This is a genomic window from Deinococcus wulumuqiensis R12 (assembly GCF_011067105.1).
Lineage (GTDB): Bacteria > Deinococcota > Deinococci > Deinococcales > Deinococcaceae > Deinococcus > Deinococcus wulumuqiensis.
Genome location: NZ_CP049357.1, coordinates 661,690 through 678,603 on the forward strand (window position 1 = coordinate 661,690; position 16,914 = coordinate 678,603).

The 16,914-nt window shown below is 69.4% G+C and carries 12 protein-coding genes; 7 read left to right on the top strand and 5 right to left on the bottom strand.

Annotated elements, in window-relative coordinates; genetic code table 11:
• The first annotated feature begins 77 nt into the window (after nt 1–77).
• On the top strand, nt 78–908 hold the full coding sequence (locus G6R31_RS03270) for an alpha/beta hydrolase (protein WP_017871606.1): 831 nt from the start codon (nt 78–80) through the stop codon (nt 906–908).
• A gap of 18 nt (nt 909–926) precedes the next feature.
• On the opposite strand, the gene G6R31_RS03275 is transcribed toward G6R31_RS03270, so the two are convergent.
• Nucleotides 927–3,032 carry a S8 family serine peptidase gene (locus tag G6R31_RS03275; RefSeq protein ID WP_017871607.1) on the bottom strand — a complete coding sequence of 702 codons (2,106 nt, stop codon included), beginning with the start codon at nt 3,030–3,032 and terminating at the stop codon, nt 927–929.
• A gap of 84 nt (nt 3,033–3,116) precedes the next feature.
• Between G6R31_RS03275 and G6R31_RS03280 the strand changes: the two genes are divergently transcribed.
• Together G6R31_RS03280 and G6R31_RS03285 are read left to right on the top strand one after the other, a co-directional pair.
• Nucleotides 3,117–3,929: a YDG/SRA domain-containing protein gene (locus tag G6R31_RS03280; RefSeq protein WP_017871608.1), complete on the top strand. Its 813-nt coding sequence runs from the start codon at nt 3,117–3,119 to the stop codon at nt 3,927–3,929.
• Nucleotides 3,930–3,968: 39 nt separating this feature from the next.
• Entirely contained in the window at nt 3,969–7,112 is a 3,144-nt protein-coding gene (locus tag G6R31_RS03285) for a DEAD/DEAH box helicase (protein ID WP_017871609.1), read from the top strand.
• Nucleotides 7,113–7,496: 384 nt separating this feature from the next.
• On the opposite strand, the gene G6R31_RS03290 is transcribed toward G6R31_RS03285, so the two are convergent.
• The 3 genes from G6R31_RS03290 to G6R31_RS03300 form a co-directional block, all read right to left on the bottom strand.
• Nucleotides 7,497–8,564 carry a PQQ-dependent sugar dehydrogenase gene (locus G6R31_RS03290; protein ID WP_235044831.1) on the bottom strand — a complete coding sequence of 356 codons (1,068 nt, stop codon included), beginning with the start codon at nt 8,562–8,564 and terminating at the stop codon, nt 7,497–7,499.
• 336 nt (nt 8,565–8,900) lie between these two features.
• The gene (locus G6R31_RS03295; RefSeq protein WP_017869246.1) at nt 8,901–10,388 is read right to left on the bottom strand and encodes a bifunctional ADP-dependent NAD(P)H-hydrate dehydratase/NAD(P)H-hydrate epimerase; all 1,488 of its coding nucleotides are present in this window, start codon (nt 10,386–10,388) and stop codon (nt 8,901–8,903) included.
• A 16-nt stretch (nt 10,389–10,404) separates the two neighbouring features.
• Nucleotides 10,405–11,256, bottom strand: coding sequence for a tetratricopeptide repeat protein (locus G6R31_RS03300; protein WP_017869247.1), 852 nt, complete (start codon nt 11,254–11,256; stop codon nt 10,405–10,407).
• Between the two features lie 179 nt (nt 11,257–11,435).
• Between G6R31_RS03300 and rsmA the strand changes: the two genes are divergently transcribed.
• The 3 genes from rsmA (at nt 11,436) to G6R31_RS03315 (ending at nt 15,132) form a co-directional block, all read left to right on the top strand.
• Nucleotides 11,436–12,314 carry a 16S rRNA (adenine(1518)-N(6)/adenine(1519)-N(6))-dimethyltransferase RsmA gene (gene rsmA, locus G6R31_RS03305; protein ID WP_017869248.1) on the top strand — a complete coding sequence of 293 codons (879 nt, stop codon included), beginning with the start codon at nt 11,436–11,438 and terminating at the stop codon, nt 12,312–12,314.
• A gap of 160 nt (nt 12,315–12,474) precedes the next feature.
• Entirely contained in the window at nt 12,475–13,410 is a 936-nt protein-coding gene (locus G6R31_RS03310) for a carbohydrate kinase family protein (protein ID WP_017869249.1), read from the top strand.
• A gap of 126 nt (nt 13,411–13,536) precedes the next feature.
• Nucleotides 13,537–15,132 carry a gamma-glutamyltransferase family protein gene (locus tag G6R31_RS03315; RefSeq protein ID WP_017869250.1) on the top strand — a complete coding sequence of 532 codons (1,596 nt, stop codon included), beginning with the start codon at nt 13,537–13,539 and terminating at the stop codon, nt 15,130–15,132.
• Between the two features lie 77 nt (nt 15,133–15,209).
• Here the strand turns inward: G6R31_RS03315 and proC are convergent, their stop codons facing one another.
• Nucleotides 15,210–16,004 (bottom strand): pyrroline-5-carboxylate reductase, encoded by a 795-nt coding sequence (gene proC / locus G6R31_RS03320; RefSeq protein ID WP_017869251.1) that lies wholly within the window; start codon nt 16,002–16,004, stop codon nt 15,210–15,212.
• A gap of 88 nt (nt 16,005–16,092) precedes the next feature.
• Here proC and G6R31_RS03325 point away from each other — a divergent pair, with 88 nt between their 5' ends.
• Nucleotides 16,093–16,914, top strand: a complete 822-nt coding sequence (locus G6R31_RS03325) for a 50S ribosomal protein L11 methyltransferase (RefSeq protein ID WP_017869252.1) — start codon at nt 16,093–16,095, stop codon at nt 16,912–16,914.

Below are 16,914 nucleotides of genomic sequence, written 5' to 3' on the forward strand. Positions count from 1 at the left end.
CGGATGCCGGGCTGAGAGTACCGGGCTGAGAGTACCGGGCGAACGCGAACGCCCGCTACACTCGCTACACTGCCGGAATGCAGAGCGAAACGTGGAATATCCCGCAGGCGCCGGTCACGGGTTACGTCTGGACTGCTGCGGCTCCCCGCGCCGCCGTGCTGCTCACGCACGGTCTGGGGGAGTACGCCCGGCGCTACGTGGACCGGTATCACGCGCTGGTGCCGGAACTGGTGCGGGCCGGGTACACGGTGTACGCCTACGACCAGCGCGGACACGGCGACTCGCCCGGCGCACGCGGACTGGTGGACACGGCGGCGCTGCTGGACGACCACTTCCGGGCACGTGAAGCCCTGCGTGGTCAGCCCCTTCCCGTCTACGCCTTCGGCCACAGCCTCGGCGGGCTGATTACGGCGGCGAGTGTGGCCCGTGACCCGCGTGGCCTGAGCGGGGTGATTCTGAGCAGCCCCGCCCTGCTGATCGGGGAAGGGCAGCCGCCGCTGACCAAGCGTCTGGCCCCGCTGCTGGCCCGCCTCGCCCCCGCGCTGCCCGTGACCGACCTGGGCACGTCCGGCCTGTCCCGCCTGAGCGACGAGGTGAGCGCCTACGAAGCCGACGAGAGCATCTATCACGGCAAGGTCAGCGCCCGCACCGCCTGGACCATGCTCAGGCTCAGCGGCGAGCTGTGGGCCGACTATCCGCGCTGGCGCCTGCCCACGCTGCTGCTGCACGGCGACCAGGACCGCCTGACCGACGTGCGCGGCACCCGGCGCTTTTTCGAGACGATTCCTGCGCCGGACAAGACCCTGCGGATTGTTGAGGGCGGCTACCACGAACTGCTCAACGACGAGCCGCGTGACGAGGTGCGCCAGCTGATTCTGGACTGGCTGGGAGAGCGCACGGCAGGCTGAAGGCCGGGTGCTCCCGGTTCAGGGCACGATGTTCAATTCTCCCACGTCCTGCTGCGGCTGCTGGGGAGAGAGGGACGCCTGCGCCGGCTGCGAGTGCGGCTCGTGCGTTTCGCCGTACAGACCGTTGGCGTCCTGGTCGCGGCCTGCGCGGACGCGGTAGCTGCCTTCACCGAGGTAAGCGGTAAAGCCGCCGAGGGCATTCATGGCCGGGCGGTAGACGTGGCCCTGACCGTCGTCGAGCAGGACCCCCAGCGCGTCGCTGACCGCCGGAGCGCCGAGGGCCGCCGCCGCGTTGACCATGCCGGAGCCGTAGAACTCGTCGCGCCCAGCCGGGCCGAGGTCGGTGCTGGTGGCGACCAGCCGGGCGAGGGTGTCCTGCGGCCCGCTGGTCACGCCCTTGCTGAGCAGCAGCGCAGCGACGGCGGCCACCTGTGGCGTGGCCTGCGAGGTGCCCGCCATGACGACGTAGTTGGGCTGGTTCTTGGTGTAGTCCCAGCCGGTGGACACGATGTCGTCGGGAAACGGCTGACCGCCGAAGGTGCCGCCCGAGTAATAGGTGGGCGCCGCCACCGAGCTGCCGCCCGGCGCACTGAGCTGCACCTGGGCATAGTGGTTGCTGTAGCTCGCGTGGGTGGGGGTGCCTGCCGCCGTCAGCGTGACGCTGCTCACCGCCACCGCTGCCGGGCAGGCCGCCGGGTAGTACGGCTGGTCGGTGCCGGAGTTGCCCGCCGCCGCGAAGGTCAGCACGCCACGCTCACGGGCCTGGGCAATCGCGTCGCACATCGGCTGCGCCTCGGCGGGGGCGATGCCTTCGCCGCCCAGACTCAGGTTGAGCACCTGCGCCGGGTGGGGGGCGGTGTAGGTTTTGCCCGCCAGCGTGACCGGCAGCCCGGCGGCGTAGCGCACGGCGGCCACCACGTCGGCGATGTCGGTGCGGCCCTGAGCGTCGAGCACCCGGATGGGCAGCACCTTGACCGGCGCCCTGTAGCTGGCGCCGACCACACCCGTGGGGCTGCACCCCGCGCAACCCGGCGCATTCTGACCCCAGCGGGCCACGACGATACCGGTGACGTGGGTGCCGTGGCTCTCGGACCTGCGCCCGGCGAAGCTCGGGTCGGTGGGGTCGCTGTCGGGGCCGTCGCCGTCGCCGTTGTCGGTGCCGGTCAGCACGTCGAGGGCACCTTCCTGCGGGGTCCACAGCCGCCCGTCGAGGTCGGGGTGGTCGTAGCGCACGCCCGAGTCGGCCACCGCCACCGTGACGGGTTTGGCGTAGCCGCCCGCTTCCATGTCTCGCCACACCGCGCCGTAGCCCATCAGCGGGTAGGCCCACTGGAAAGGCGCGTACTGGTCGGTGGGCACGACCGGGGACGCGGGGGAGGACGCGGCGGGCGTCGCCAGCGCGTGCAGGACCACGTTGGGCGTGACCGAGAGCACGGCGGGGTCGGCAGAGAGCACGCTCTGGGCCTGGGCCGCCGCCGCGCCGCTTACCCGCAGCACCACGCTGCGCTCGCTCAGGGCCTGCCGTGCGGAAGCGGGCACCCCGAGCGCGTCCAGGGTGGCCCGCGCCTGCCGCGCCTCGGCGGGGAGGGCCGCCTGAGCACTCAGCGCGGGCGAAACCGCCGCGTCCCGGCTCGCCGCACTGCGGTAGGTCACGATGAGTCCGCGCACCTCGCGCTGCGGGGCTGGGGCGGACGGCTGGCCCGGGCGCAGGTCCTGCCCGGCCACCGAGGGGCGTTCGGTCACGCGCCCGGTCAGGCGGTACTGGTCGGCGGTCACGGTCCAGCGGGCGGTGCCCCGCTGCTCGTTCTCGCCGGTCCAGTTCACCTCGATTTCGCCCCTGAGCTGCGGCTGGTCGGCGGCCACCGGCGTGGCGGCGTGGCGGCGGGCAGTGACGGTCAGCCGCACGGCCCCCTCTCCACTTTTGGCGCCGTCTGCGCCCGACACTTCGAGCCACTCGGGAACCCGGCTGACCTCCCAGCGCCCGCGCCACGGCTCGCTGACTTCGGTGCTGAGCTGCTGGCCCAGGGCAACGTCGCGGTCGGGCAGACCGGCGGGCTGGGTGTCAAGCTGTCCACAGGCGGTCAGCAGCAGGGTCAGGGCCGCGAGGAAGGGACGCTGTTTCATGGCCTCACAGAATGCCGCAGCGGGCCTGACGGGACGTGAGGGGGCCACGTGAGGGGGCCGGGCCGAGAGTGAAACAATGGCGACATGGCACGGCATTTCGGCGCGGTTCCCGGCGTTGGAGAGGGTGCGACATTCGTCAACCGGCAGGAACTGCGTGACGCGGGCGTGCACCTCCCCACCCAGGCAGGCATCAGCGGCTCGGCGGTGGAAGGGGCCGACTCCATCGTGCTGTCGGGCGGCTACGAGGACGACCACGACGAGGGCGTAGTCATCGTCTACACCGGCGAAGGCGGACGTGACCCGGTGACGGGCCGACAAGTCAAGCATCAGCAGCTCGTGCGCGGCAACCTCGCTCTGGCGGTCAGCCACCGCGACGGTTTGCCTGTTCGTGTAGCTCGCAAGCTCAAACGTGGAGGCTACGAATACGCCGGGCTGTACCGGGTAGACGACCACTGGCGCGAACTGGGAAGGTCGGGCTTTCGCATCTGGCGTTTCCGGCTGGTCAAGCTGGAGTCTGCCCAACCGGGGCAGGGGCCGGAGCGGAAGCCGACTCTGATTCAGCGAATTGTGCGCGATACCGCCGCTGCCCGCGCGGTCAAAGCCATGTACGACCACCGCTGTCAGGTTTGCGGCGAGCGACTGGAAACGGCGGCGGGAGCCTACGCGGAGGCGGCCCACATCCGCCCGCTCGGGGCGCCGCATCATGGCCCGGACACCGCCGACAATCTGTTGTGCCTCTGCCCCAACCATCACGTCCTGTTCGATTTCGGGGCTTTCGGCATCGGGGATGACCTGCAACTTCTCGGTCTTCCCGGCCACTTGCAGGTTCACCCGCAGCATCACCTGAACCCGGCGCATCTGGAGTATCACCGCAGCCGTTATCTGCACTGGAAGTAAGCACCCATGCCTATTCCCCCACAGGCGTAAAATCCCCAGGTGCCTTCCGCCTCCACGCCCAACCTCACCAAATTGCTCGACCCCGCGCCCTACGGCAACCTGCTGCTGCTCCCGCAAATCGCCCGCGCCGCGCTGTTTGCCGCCTACCCTGGCCCCGCCGTCCTGCTGACCACCCCCGACCGCCTGCCCAGCTACGCCACGGCGGGGGCGTTTGGCGTGCCGGTCAGCGTAAACCCTGGCCTGCGCGACTGGGAAACGCGGGCCGAGCATGTGGTGCTGGACGTGAACACGGCGCTGGATTTGTTCCCCCGCCACCCCGAAGACCATGCCCTGAGCCTGAAGGTGGGGGCCAGCTACCCGCGTGAGGCGCTGCTGGAACGGCTGGAAAAATTCGGCTACGAGCGGGGGGAAGAACCGGGCTTTGAAATCAAGGGCGACACGCTGGAATTGCGCCTCGCGCCCGGTGTGGGGTTGCCCGCCGACGCGGAAGAAGGCGTGTGGATTCGGGCCGAGTTCTTTGGCGACGAACTGGACACCCTGCGCCAGTTGCCCGTGGGCGGCGTGGGCGGCGAGAAAATCCAGAGCTTTACCCTGGAACCCACCAATGACTACCTCACCGAAACCAGGTGGGACGCCACGCGGCTGGAGCTTTTGCCGGGGCACGTCTTTCTGGACTCGCCCGAGTTCTACGCTTCCGCGCTGGGGGTGCTGACCGACACGCTCTGGCCCAAACTCGCGGGGCGCACCGTCACCAGCTTCGGGCGTTCGCCGCTGGAACTCCCCGACCTGCACACCGGCCTGCAAACGCTGCCCTTTTACCGCGCCCGCCTCTCGGATTTGGAGCGCGACATTGCCGAGTGGCGCGGGAGCGGCTACCGCGTCTTTATTCTGGTGCGCCACGACCGCACGGCGGCGTATCTGGCCGACAAACTGCTGAATTCGCAGGAGATTCCCTGGCTCGGCATTCCGCGTCTGGCCCCCGGCGAACTGGGCTTCCTGCGCTCGGCGGGCGAGGGCGGCTTTGTCATCCCCGAACACAAGACGGTGGTCATCACCGAAGACCTGATTTACGGGTTTCAGGGCGGCAGTGCCCTGCGCGGCAAGAAGATGGCGGGGCGGCCTGTCACCGACGCGCTGGGCCTGAGCGTGGGCGACTTCCTGATTCACCCCGAACACGGCATCGGGCAGTTTCTGGGCCTGGAAACGCGCAAGGTGCTGGGCGTCACCCGCGATTACCTCAACATCGAGTACCGGGGCGGCTCGCGCCTGAGCGTGCCCATCGAGCAACTGCCCGTGCTGCGCCGTCACCCCGGCACCACCGACGACCCGCCGCAACTGTCGAGCTTCGACAAAAAGGACTGGAGCAAGGCCAAGGAAAAGGCCCGCAAGAACGCCGAAGCGGTGGCCGCCAAACTGCTGGTGCAGTACGCCGCCCGGCAGGTCACGCCCGGCAACACCTTTGCCCCGCAGCCCGAGTGGGACGAGCAGGTCGAGAAAAACTTCGCCTTTGAACTCACCGCCGACCAGGTGCGGGCGCTCAAGGAAACCATGCGCGACCTCGAAAAACCCAACCCCGCCGACCGCCTGATTTCGGGCGACGTGGGGTTCGGCAAAACCGAAGTCGCGCTGCGGGCCGCGCACCGCGTCGTCGGGCACGGCAAACAGGTCGCCATTCTGGTGCCGACCACGCTGCTGGCCGAGCAGCACACCTCCACCTTCGTCGAGCGCATGAAGGGGCTGCCGGTGCGCGTGGAGGGCTTATCGCGCTTTACCACGCCCGCCCAGTCGCGGCAGATTCTGGCCGACCTGAAAGCGGGCAAGGTGGACATCCTCATCGGCACGCACCGCCTGCTCTCGGGCGACATCGAGTTCAAAGACCTCGGCCTGATTATCGTGGACGAGGAGCACCGCTTCGGTGTGGGCCAGAAGGAAAAGTTGCGGCAACTGCGCGGCCTGCCCGAGATGGTGGACGGCAAACTGACCATGCAGGGCGACGAAAAGGCGGTGGATACGCTGGCCCTGTCGGCCACGCCGATTCCGCGCACGCTGTACATGAGCATGGTGGGCCTGCGCGACATGAGCAGCATCCAGACGCCGCCCAAGGGCCGCAAACCCATCCAGACCATCCTCGCGCCCTTCGACCCCATGACCGTGCGTGACGCCATCGTGTCGGAAATCGAGCGTGGCGGCAAAGTCTTTTACATCCACGACCGCGTGGCGAGCATCGGCGCACGCAGCCTGTACCTGCGCAATCTGGTGCCGGAAGCCCGCATCGGCGTGGCGCACGGGCGCATGAACGAGGAAGAACTCGAAGAAATCATGCTGGGCTTCGAGCAGGGCGCGTTCGACGTGCTGCTGGCGACCACGATTGTGGAAACGGGCCTGGACATCCCCGAGGCCAACACCATCCTGATCGAGCGCAGTGACCGCCTGGGCCTCGCGCAGCTCTATCAGCTTCGGGGCCGTGTGGGACGGCGTTCGCAGACCGCTTACGCCTACCTCTTTTACCCCCCACGCCTGACCGAGAACGCGCAGCGGCGGCTGTGGGCCATCGCGGATTTGCAAGACCTCGGCAGCGGGCACCTGCTGGCCGAAAAGGACATGGAAATTCGCGGCGTGGGCAACATCCTGGGCGAGGAGCAGCACGGGCACGTGCAGGCGGTGAGCATTGACGTGTACACCGAGCTGCTGGCCGAAGCTGTCGCCAAGCTCAAGGGCGAGAAGGTGGAGGCCGCGCCGAGCGTGTCCATCGACCTGCCGGTGAACGCCCGCCTGACGCCCGAGTACTTTGTGGACGCCGACGGGCAGCCCGACGAGGGCGAGCGCATCGCCACCTATGGCCGCCTCAGCGACGCCCGCACCCTCCAGGCCATCTCCCGCGTCGAGCGCGACCTGCGCAAGAAATACGGCCCGCCCACCCCGGAAGTGCAGAACTTCATCGACCTCGCCAAGCTGCGGCTGACGGCCCTCGCCAAACGCGTGCTGGGCATCGGCGAGACGATGACGCAACTGCAAATCACCTTCGCCTACAAGGCGCTGGACTACGACGCGCCGGGCCTGAAGAAGTTCCCGCACAAGACCGAAGTGGTGACCTTCCCGCCCTCGGTGAAAATCGACAAGCGCGGCATCAAGCCCGATGAGTACGCCCGGCTGCTGATTGAGGTGCTGGGGTACTTTGGGTGAGCTGGGGCGACCCCTACTCCAGGAGAGCGACGATGGAAAAACAGGTCGGCGGTGTTCCGACCTGTCTTGGAAGGGAAGCCGTCCCGTGCGACTCATACGGATTCCGCTTAATTCCTGCACAGTCGGGAAAGCGCCGCCTGTGCATCCATATCGCAGAATCCGTATTTTTTCCTACTCGCATCCGCTCTGCTGCGCAGCTTTGCAATTCGGATTGAATCTGAAACTACCAGATTCAATCGGAATCCGTATCATACGGTTTCAAATTGAGTCCCGGACATGTCCGGGCGCAATTTTGCGCGGAGCGCATGGAAGAAATACGGTTTTAAGGAGATGGACGGGCATCCGGCTCCTTTCCGGATGTTCGGGAATCGGATTAAAACCGTATCAGCGTCCCAGCTTCAGAATGCGGCCAGTGAAATACTCGGCCACGTACAGCTCGCCCGCTTCGTCCTGCCCGAAGGCGGAAGGGCCTTTGACGGTGCCCAGCAGGGCCTTGCTCCAGGTGCCGCCGGTCATGCGAGCGGCCCAGACGTTGCCGCTGCCGAAGTCCCCGAAGACATATCGACCCTTAAGCGCGGGAATGGCGTTTCCCCGGTACACGTAGCCGCCCGTGACACTTTGCCCTTCGCTGCGGCCGTAGGTCAGCACCGGCCCGGTCAGGCCCTGAGAGGGGCAGCCCTGGGCGGGTTCGTAGCATGCCCGGCCTTCGCGCAGGCGCCAGCCGTAGTTTTCGCCGCCCTTGCTGGCACGGGGCTGGCGGTTGACTTCCTCGAAGGTGTTCTGGCCCACGTCGGCGATGACCAGGTCGCCGGTCGTGCGGTCGAAGGAAAAGCGCCACGGATTGCGCAGGCCATACGCCCAGATGTTGGGGTTGGCGCCGGAGCGGTTGACAAACGGGTTGCCCGCCGCAGGTTTGGCGCGGTCGCCGCTGACGTCGAACCGCAGCAGCTTGCCCAGCGGCGAGGACAGGTTCTGCCCGTTGTTCTGCGGGTCGCCGCCGCTGCCCCCGTCGCCCAGGCCCAGGTAGAGAAAGCCGTCAGGGCCGAACTCGATTTGCCCGCCGTTGTGATTGGCATAGGGCTGCTTGGCAGTAAAGAGAACGCGCCCACTCGCCGGGTCGGCCCGCGAGAAGTCCGCGCTGGCGAGGTAACGGGCCAGCACCGTGTCGCCGCTCCGGTCGGTGTAGTGGATGTAGAGGCGGCGGTTTTGCTTGTAGCGGGGGTCGAAGGTCAGGCCCAGCAGGCCGCGCTCACCGCCCGCGCTGGTCAGGCGGCTGACATCGAGAAACGGCTCAGGCCGCAGCTTGCCGCGGTCGATGACCCGCACCTGCCCCGCCTGCAACGTCACGTACAGCCGCCCCGAGCCGTCGCCCGCCGGGGTGATGGTCGTGACACTTTTCAGCCCGCTGGCGTAGGGAACGAACTTCACCGCCGGAGCGTTCTGCGCAGTCACCGGCGAACCCAGCAGGGCCGCCCCGAGGGCCAGCGCCAGGCGAAGACGTGACAGGGAAGGGCGTGGCCGGTGCGGGAGTGAGGGGTAGAGGTGTGGCATGGGTCAGTCTGACCGCTGGGCGGCTCCGAGACTGTAAGGCTCACGGGTCGCGGCTTCAGGCCGGGGCGTGTCGGCGCAGTCTCATACGGTTTTAATCCGATTCTCGAACATCCGGAAAGGCGCCGGATGCCCGTCCATCTCCTTAAAACCGTATTTTTTCCTACTCGCATTCGCTCTGCTGCGCAGCTTTGCAAGTCGGATTGAATCTGAAACTACCAGATTCAATCGGAATCCGTATCATACCACTTTGAAAAATGGATTGGATGCGCGATCTATTTTTCGGAGTAGTGTCAGCCACGCCGCCCCGAGTTCTGCGCTCACGTCCGTCGCCGTCAGCCCGTAGCCATGTTTCGCCCCGGCGAGTTCCCCGGCACGGGCGTGCAGCGTGACCCCGGCGAGCGCGGCGTCCGGCGCACTCAGCCCCTGCCCGAGCAGCGCCGCCAGCAGGCCCGAAAGCGTGTCGCCCATGCCTGCGCTCGCCATGCCGGGATGCCCGCCCCGACTGACCCAGATGCCGCCCGCGTGCGCAATGGTGGAGGGGCCACCTTTGAGGACGACCACGCCGCCGAAACGCTCCTGGAGTGCCTTTGCTGCCGCGATGGGGTCACGGGTCACGTCCGGGGTAGAAACGCCCAGCAGCCGCGCCGCCTCGCCGGGGTGGGGTGTCCAGAGGCAGGCGTCGTGGCCCGCGCCCGCGAGTTCGGGTTGCAGGGCGTCGGCGTCGAGCACAGTGGGAAGCCGCCAGCCGAGCACCTGCCGGGCCAGCGCGGGCGCGTCCGGTCCCAGGCCCATGCCCACGCACAGGGCGTCCGGGCGTTCGTCCGTCGCCTGCAAAAAGCCGTGCAGGTCGGTGTGCCGCCGAATCATCAGTTCGGGCATGACCAGCGGCACCTCTGCCGCCGAGTGGACCGTGACCAGTCCGGCCCCGGCCCGCAGCGCCCCGACCCCGGCCAGAGCCGCCGCGCCTGCCGTGCCGGGGTGCCCGCCCAACACCCACACCCGCCCCGCTGTGCCCTTGTGCGCGTCGGCGTATCGCACGGGCAGCAGCGGCGCGACCTCGGCGGGCGTGGGGCGGGTCGCCAGCGCGTGCCGACCCGCCCAGCCGGGGGGCAGACGCAGGTCGGCCAGCGTGACCTCTCCGGCGAGGTGCGCCGCCGGGCCGAACAGCAGCGCGGGCTTGAACCCCGACAGCGTGACCGTCCAGTCGGCGCGCAGGGGTTCGCCCGTCACTTCGCTGCTCAGGGCGTCCAGGCCGGTGGGCAGGTCAATGGCGAGCACGGGGACGCTGGCGGCGTTCACCCCGGCCACCACTTCGGCCAGCGCCGGACGCAGCGGCGGGGTCAACCCCGTGCCCAGCAGCCCGTCCACCACCAGCGCGGCGTCCCGCAGTTCACGTCGCAGATGGGCAGGGGTCAGCGGCGTGGCGGCAACGCCCACTTTGCCCAGTCGCCTGCGATTGCGGCGGGTCAGGGGATGCTTGGACGGCAGCGCCAGCACCCGCACCTCGCGCCCCAGCGCCAGCAGATGCCGGGCCGCCACCAGCGCGTCGCCGCCGTTGGCCCCGTTTCCGGCGAGCAGGAGGATTCGGCCTGCCGGGGCGCAGGCGTGCGCGGCGTCGGCCACCGCCCGGCCCGCTTCTTCCATCGCCAGTTCGAGCAGTCCGGCCCGGTCCAGCTCGGCGTCCAGCGCCCGCACGTCAGCGGGGGAGAGGACCGCCTCGCTCACGCCCTGCCCCGGCCCTTCACGTCCCGCCCCGGCCCAGCCACGCCAGCAGCCCCAGCAGCAGGGCCACGCCGACGAACACGCCCGCACGAATCCAGCGCAGCCGGGGGTTGAGACGCAGCTGCTCCTGCATGTCCTCCTTGGCGGCGGCCTGGGCACCACGCACGCCCAGGCGCTGCGCCTTGCGAATGGACCCGACCGACTCGTACAGCTTGCCCTGTCGCCGCAGCGCCACCCCGAGGTTGTGGTGGGCGCCGTCGTACTCGGGGGCGAGTTTGAGCACCTCGCGGTAGGCGGCCTCGGCTTCGGGCAGCTGCCCGGCTTCCAGGTCGAGGTTGCCCACGTTCATGCGGGCGCGGTAGTGCTCGGCGTCGTGGGCGAGCGCTTCCTCGAAACGGGCGCGGGCGGCCTCGCCTTCGCCCCGCAGCGCGTGCAGCACGCCGAGCGCGTTCATGGCCTCGGCGCGGGTCAGCGCGTGGGCGTGCGCGGGCGCGAGCTTGGCCTGCAACTCGCCGGGGTCGGCCTCGCCGCTGGCGCGGTCCAGGGCGTCCACCGCCGGGGTCAGCACTTCCGGCGCCGCCAGCGAGCGCAGCAGCGCCGCCTCGCCCTGGGCGCGGGTGTCCAGTTCGCTCAGGGCGGCGGCGTAGGCGCTCAGGCCGCGCCGGGCCGCCGGGTATTTCCGTGCCCGCACGTCGCCTTGCAGGGCGCTCAGGGCGCTCAGGGCCGCCACCACGTCGGGGTCGGCGTTCGTCAGGGTGGCGGCGGCCTGGGCACGCCGCCACTCGCCGCTGCGGGCAAACGTCTTCCAGTCGGGCACGCCGGACTCGCCGGGCAGAGCCACTTCGCTGCCCGGACGGGCTGAATCGGTCATGCCGTGTATTTTAGAGGCCGAATCCCGGCCCGCGCTGTCTGCCGCGCCGCCTTGACTTTCCCTCGGCCCTTCCCCCCTTCCTCTTCCCGTGCTCAGGCGGGAAGGGTGGGCCAGCCCCGTGACCTGCCCACCTCCTGACCCGTCAACCTCTGGACCCGCTACCCTATGGACCCGACCCTATGACCAACGAACCGCCCGCCCCCGCTCCCACGTCCGCTGCCCCCGCTTCCGACACCGCGCCGCTGTACTCTCCGGCCCGCGTGCGCGAACTGCTCGCCGCGCATGGCCTGAAGCCCACCAAGAGCCTCGGGCAGAACTTCCTGATCGACGGCAACATCCTGCGCTCGATTGCCGAGGCGGGGGGCGCCGCGCCGGGGGAAAACGTGCTGGAAATCGGCCCCGGCCTGGGCGTGCTGACCCGTGAGGTGGCGAGCCGGGGCGCACGGGTCACGGCGCTGGAAAAGGACGAGCGGCTGCGGCCCGTGCTGGCCGAGACGCTGGCCGGGCTGGACGTGAACGTGGTCTGGGGTGACGCCCTGGACTTCGACTACGCGGCCCTGCCCGCCGGAACCCGCGTGATTGCCAACCTGCCCTACTACATCACCGGGCTGCTGCTGACCCGTTTCATGCAGGCCCCCGGCGTGGTGTCGGCCACCGTGCTGGTGCAAAAGGAAGTCGCGCAGCGGCTGGCCGCGAAACCGGGGCAGGACAACTACGGGTTCCTGAGTGCGGTCACGTCCCTCTACGGCAGTGTCAAACACGTGCGCGACGTGCCCAAGGGCGCCTTTTTCCCGGCACCTGACGTCACGAGCAGTGTGGTGCGGCTGGATTTCGACCGCACGCGGGCGCAGCCGGACCCGGCGTTCGTGTCGTTCGTGGACAACGCGCTGAGGTACCGCCGCAAGACCCTACGCAACAACCTGCGGATGATGGGGCACGGAGGCGAGGCGATTGACGCGGCGCTCGCAAGCCTCGGCCTGCGCCCCGATGTCCGGGCCGAGGACGTGCCGTTGAGTGGACTGCGGGCCGTCGCCGTCGCGCTGGGCGTGGTACGGTAAGCCCGTCTGATTCTCAACGGCCAACCAGAGCTTTTGCGGGCGCCGTCCGCCTGAGCGGGGTTCCGTTTTTCTTTGCCCGCAGAGCTTGCCTGTCAGGTCGGCCCTCAAAAGAAGACTCTCCCGCCGCGTGCGGGTTGGAAGTGCACCGGAGGTTTTTGCTGTGAAGTTCTACGTCATCGGCGACGTGACTGTTGACCATCTGTACCATCTCGACCGCTTGCCTGCGCCCGGCAGGGAGGTGACCCCCAAACGCTCCACCATGCAGCCGGGCGGCTCGGGCGGCACCATCAGCGTGACGCTGGCGCGCCTGGGGCACACCGTCACGCTGGCGGCCCGCGTGGGTAACGACCCCTTCGCCGAGTATGCGCTGGCCGAAATCAAGGCGAGCGGCGTGAGTCTGGGCGCCATTCAGAAAGACCCCGAGCACCTCACCAGCACCATCACGGTGATGCAGACCCCCGGCGGGCAGCGGGCCATGATCAGCGACGGGGCCGCCAACCGGCAACTCGACCCCGCCAAGCTCAAGAAGCGGGACGTGGAAAGCGCCGACGCCCTCATCATCAGCGCCTACAGCCTGACCGAGGGACCGCAGCGCGAGTATGCGCGGGGGGCCATCGAAATCGCCCGCACCGCGAAAAAGCCTGTCCCTGTCTTTATCGACCTCGGGACCGGCGCGGTGGAAAAGGTCGGCACCGGACTGGTGGCCGAGGTGCGCGGGGCCGACTACCTCACCCTCAACCAGCACGAGCTGCTCGCCCTGACCGGCACCCGCAGCCTCAGCGCAGGCCTCGCCAAACTCGCCGAGGCGGGCGTGGAGCGCGTCGCCGTCAAGGTCGGCAAGATGGGCAGCGTGGTCTGGACCCCCGAGGAAACCGAACTGGTGGACGCCGTGCCGCCCGAAGGGACGGTGGTGGACTCCACCGGGGCGGGCGACACCTTCACGGCGGCGTTTGCCCACGCGGTGCTCAGCGGGCTGCCGCTGGCGCAGGCGGCGCGGGTCGCCAACGCGGCCGGGGCGCTGGCCGCCACCGCCGTCGGGGCGCAGAGCAAGCCGATTCTGGCCGGGGACCTGGAACGGGTGGCGCAGACCAAGTAAGAAGTTCCCGGTGACGCGCAAGCCCTATCAGACCAAAAAGACACAGAGAAAAGACCGGAGGGTGACAGCCGCTCCGGTCTTTCCGTGTCGCCCGGCCCTTCCCCTGCGGGCGATATTCTGCGGCGCATGACCCACAGCCCGGAGTTTCCCGTCGTTCGCCGCCCTGCCTATGCCCGGCGCGGCATGGTCGCCACCAGTCAGCCGCTCGCCGCGCAGGCGGGCCTGAGCATCCTGCAAGCGGGCGGCAACGCGGTAGACGCGGCGATTGCGACGGCGGCGGCGCTGACGGTGGTCGAGCCGACCAGCAACGGCATCGGCGGGGACGCCTTCGCGCTGGTGTGGGCGGGCGGCGAGCTGCACGGCCTGAACGCCAGCGGCGCGGCTCCGGCGGGCCTGCACCTCGGTGCCCTGCCGGGGGGCGAAATGCCCAAGCACGGCTGGCTCCCCGTGACCGTGCCCGGCGCGGTGCGCGGCTGGGCCGACCTGCACCAGCGCTTCGGGCGGCTGGACTTCGCGCAACTCCTCGCCCCGGCCATCCGCTACGCCCGCGAAGGCTTTCCGCTCTCGCCGGTGCTGGCCGTGAACTGGGCGCGGGCGACTCGCAGTTACCGGGCGCTGAACCTTCCTGTCTTCGAGGAATGGTTCCGCACCTTCGCGCCGGAAGGCTTCGTTCCGCGTCCCGGTGCCCTGTGGCGCAGCGAGGCCCACGCCCGCACCCTGGAACTCATCGCGCAGACGGGCGGCGCGGCCTTTTACGAGGGCGAACTTGCCGGGCAGATAGACGCCCATGCCGGGGTGAGCGGCGGGCTGCTGCGCGGCAGTGACCTCGCGGCGCACCGGTCGGAGTGGGTCACGCCGATTCACACCGACTGGCTGGACCACCGCGTCTACGAGATTCCGCCCAACGGCCAGGGCATCGCCGCGCTGGTGGCGCTGAACGTGCTGGACGCCGGGCGGCTGCCCGAACGCCGTGACGACCCCGCCGGGCTGCACCTGCAAATCGAGGCGATGAAACGCGGCTTTCACGACGCCCACAGCTATGTGGCCGACCCCCGCCACGTGCCCGTGGACGTGGCGGGGCTGCTGGGCGCGGCCAACACCGAGCGCCACCGCGCCCACCTCGGCGACGAGGCCCACGACCCCGCCACCCGCGCCCCCAGCACCGGCGGCACCGTCTACCTCGCGGCGGCAGACGACGAGGGCGGCATGGTCAGCATGATTCAGAGCAACTACATGGGCTTCGGCTCCGGCGTGGTGGTGCCCGGCACCGGCATCGGTCTGCACAACCGGGGCCACAACTTCCACACCGACCCCGCGCACCCCAACGCCCTCGCGCCGGGCAAGCGGCCTTACCACACCATCATCCCCGGCTTTCTGGGCCGCGCCGACGGCACCCCGGTCGGGCCGTTCGGCGTCATGGGAGGCTTCATGCAGCCGCAGGGCCACCTTCAGGTCGTCGTCAACACCGTGCGCTACGGCATGAACCCGCAGCAGGCGCTCGACGCCCCGCGCTGGCAGTGGCTCCAGGGCCGTACCGTGGAGGTCGAGCACGGTCTGGGCGAGCAGCTCACCCGTGCGCTGGCCTCACGCGGCCATGACGTGCGCGTGCAGCTCGACTCCGGCGCGTTCGGACGCGGGCAGATGATTCGCCGCGACCCCGAAACGGGCGTGCTGGAAGGCGGCACGGAGAGCCGGACGGACGGGCACATCGCGCTGTGGTGAGAGTGAAGGGTAGAGGGTAGAGGGTTGAGAAGCGTGGTTTCTCCCCCCAACCCTCTACTCTCTACTCTCTGCCCTCCTCAATCTTCCTGGTCTTTCCCCAGCTCCGTCCCCCGCCGCGTCGCGGCAATCACGGCTTTCATTACGCCGCCGCGCACGCCTGCCGCTTCCAGTTCTTCCAGTCCGGCAATCGTGGTGCCGCCCGGACTCGCCACCTCGTCCTTGAGCATGCCCGGATGCGCCCGTTCCAGCAGCAGTTCGCCGGTGGAGGAGAGCAGCCGCGCCGCGAGTTCGTTGGCGAGGGGGCGCGGCAGGCCCATGCGCACGGCTCCGTCGGCGAGGGCTTCGGCGACGACGGCGACGTAGGCCGGTCCCGACGCGCTCATGCCGGTAAAGGCGTTGAACAGGTGCTCGGGAAGCTCGTACACCTGCCCCACGGCCCCGAACAGTTGCCGGGCGAAGTCGATGTCTCCGGCGTCGTGCGCCTCACGCGGCCCGGTGACAGCGGTCTGCGAACGCCCGATGGTGGCGGCGAGGTTGGGCATCACCCGCACCACGCGCCGGGTGCCCAGCCGCCGCCCGATGGTCCCGGCGCTGACCCCGGCCATCGTGGAGATGTAGCCCGCGTTTTCCTGCGCCAGCCAGGGCGCGATTTCGGGAAACACGCGCGGCTGCACGCTCACCACGATGCGCCCGGCCTGCCCGAGGTCGCCCGGCGTAAGGACCCGCACGCCGGTCTGCGCGGCGATGTCGCTCGTCCGCGCCGCGTTGGTGTCCAGAATCCCGATGTCCTGGGGGGGCATGACCCCTCTGGCAATCACTCCCGTCAGCAGCGACAGCCCCAGTTTTCCGACTCCGACGATGGCAAGTTGCATGGGGGCGAGTATAGGTGCGTACCTCCCCTGTGCCGGGGCAGATGTCTGCCGCAGGGTCGGCGGCGGCCCGCCCGCTACACTTCTTGCCATGCTCGTTTACCTGCTCCCCGGCACCTTCGACACCCGTGAAGCCCACCTCGACCTGCTCTGGGAAGCGGGCGCGACGGGCCTGGAGGAGCGCGGCCCCGGCATTCGCGTCTATTTCGACGAGCGCGTGACGCTGCCTGCCGAGGTCGCGGACGGCGAGTGGCACGAGGAAACCGAGCAGGACTGGCAGGCCGAGTTCAAGAAGAACCTCCGGCCCGTGCAGGCGGGGCGCGTCACCATCGTGGCCCCCTGGCAGCGGGACGAGGTGCCCGCCGGACAGATTCCGCTGGTCATCGAACCCGGTATGGCCTTCGGCACCGGCCACCACGCGACCACCCGCATGGCGGTGGAGGCGCTGGGCGACCTCGACCTGGGCGGCAAGCGGGTGCTGGACGTGGGCACCGGCAGCGGCGTGCTGGCGATGGCGGCGGCCAAACTCGGCGCGGCCTACACGCTGGGGGTGGACATCGACCCCATCACCATTCCGATTGCGCGGGACAATGCGCGGGACAACGGGCTGACCTCCGGCATCCGCTTCGAGGAAGGCACGCTAGGCCTGGCAAATGGGGGCCTGGACGACGACGCCGAGCTGTTCGGGGAAGCCTACGACGTGCTGGTCGCCAACCTCTACGCCGAGCTGCACGACCTGCTGGCGGGCGAATACGCCGCCGTGACGGTGCCGGGAGCGCCGCTCGTGCTGACCGGAATCCTGACGAGCAAACTGGAACTGGTGCAGGCGGCGCTGGCCCGCGAAGGCTTTGAGGACGTGCAGGTGCGCACCGACGGCGAGTGGGTGCTGGTCACGGCTCGCCGGGAACACTGA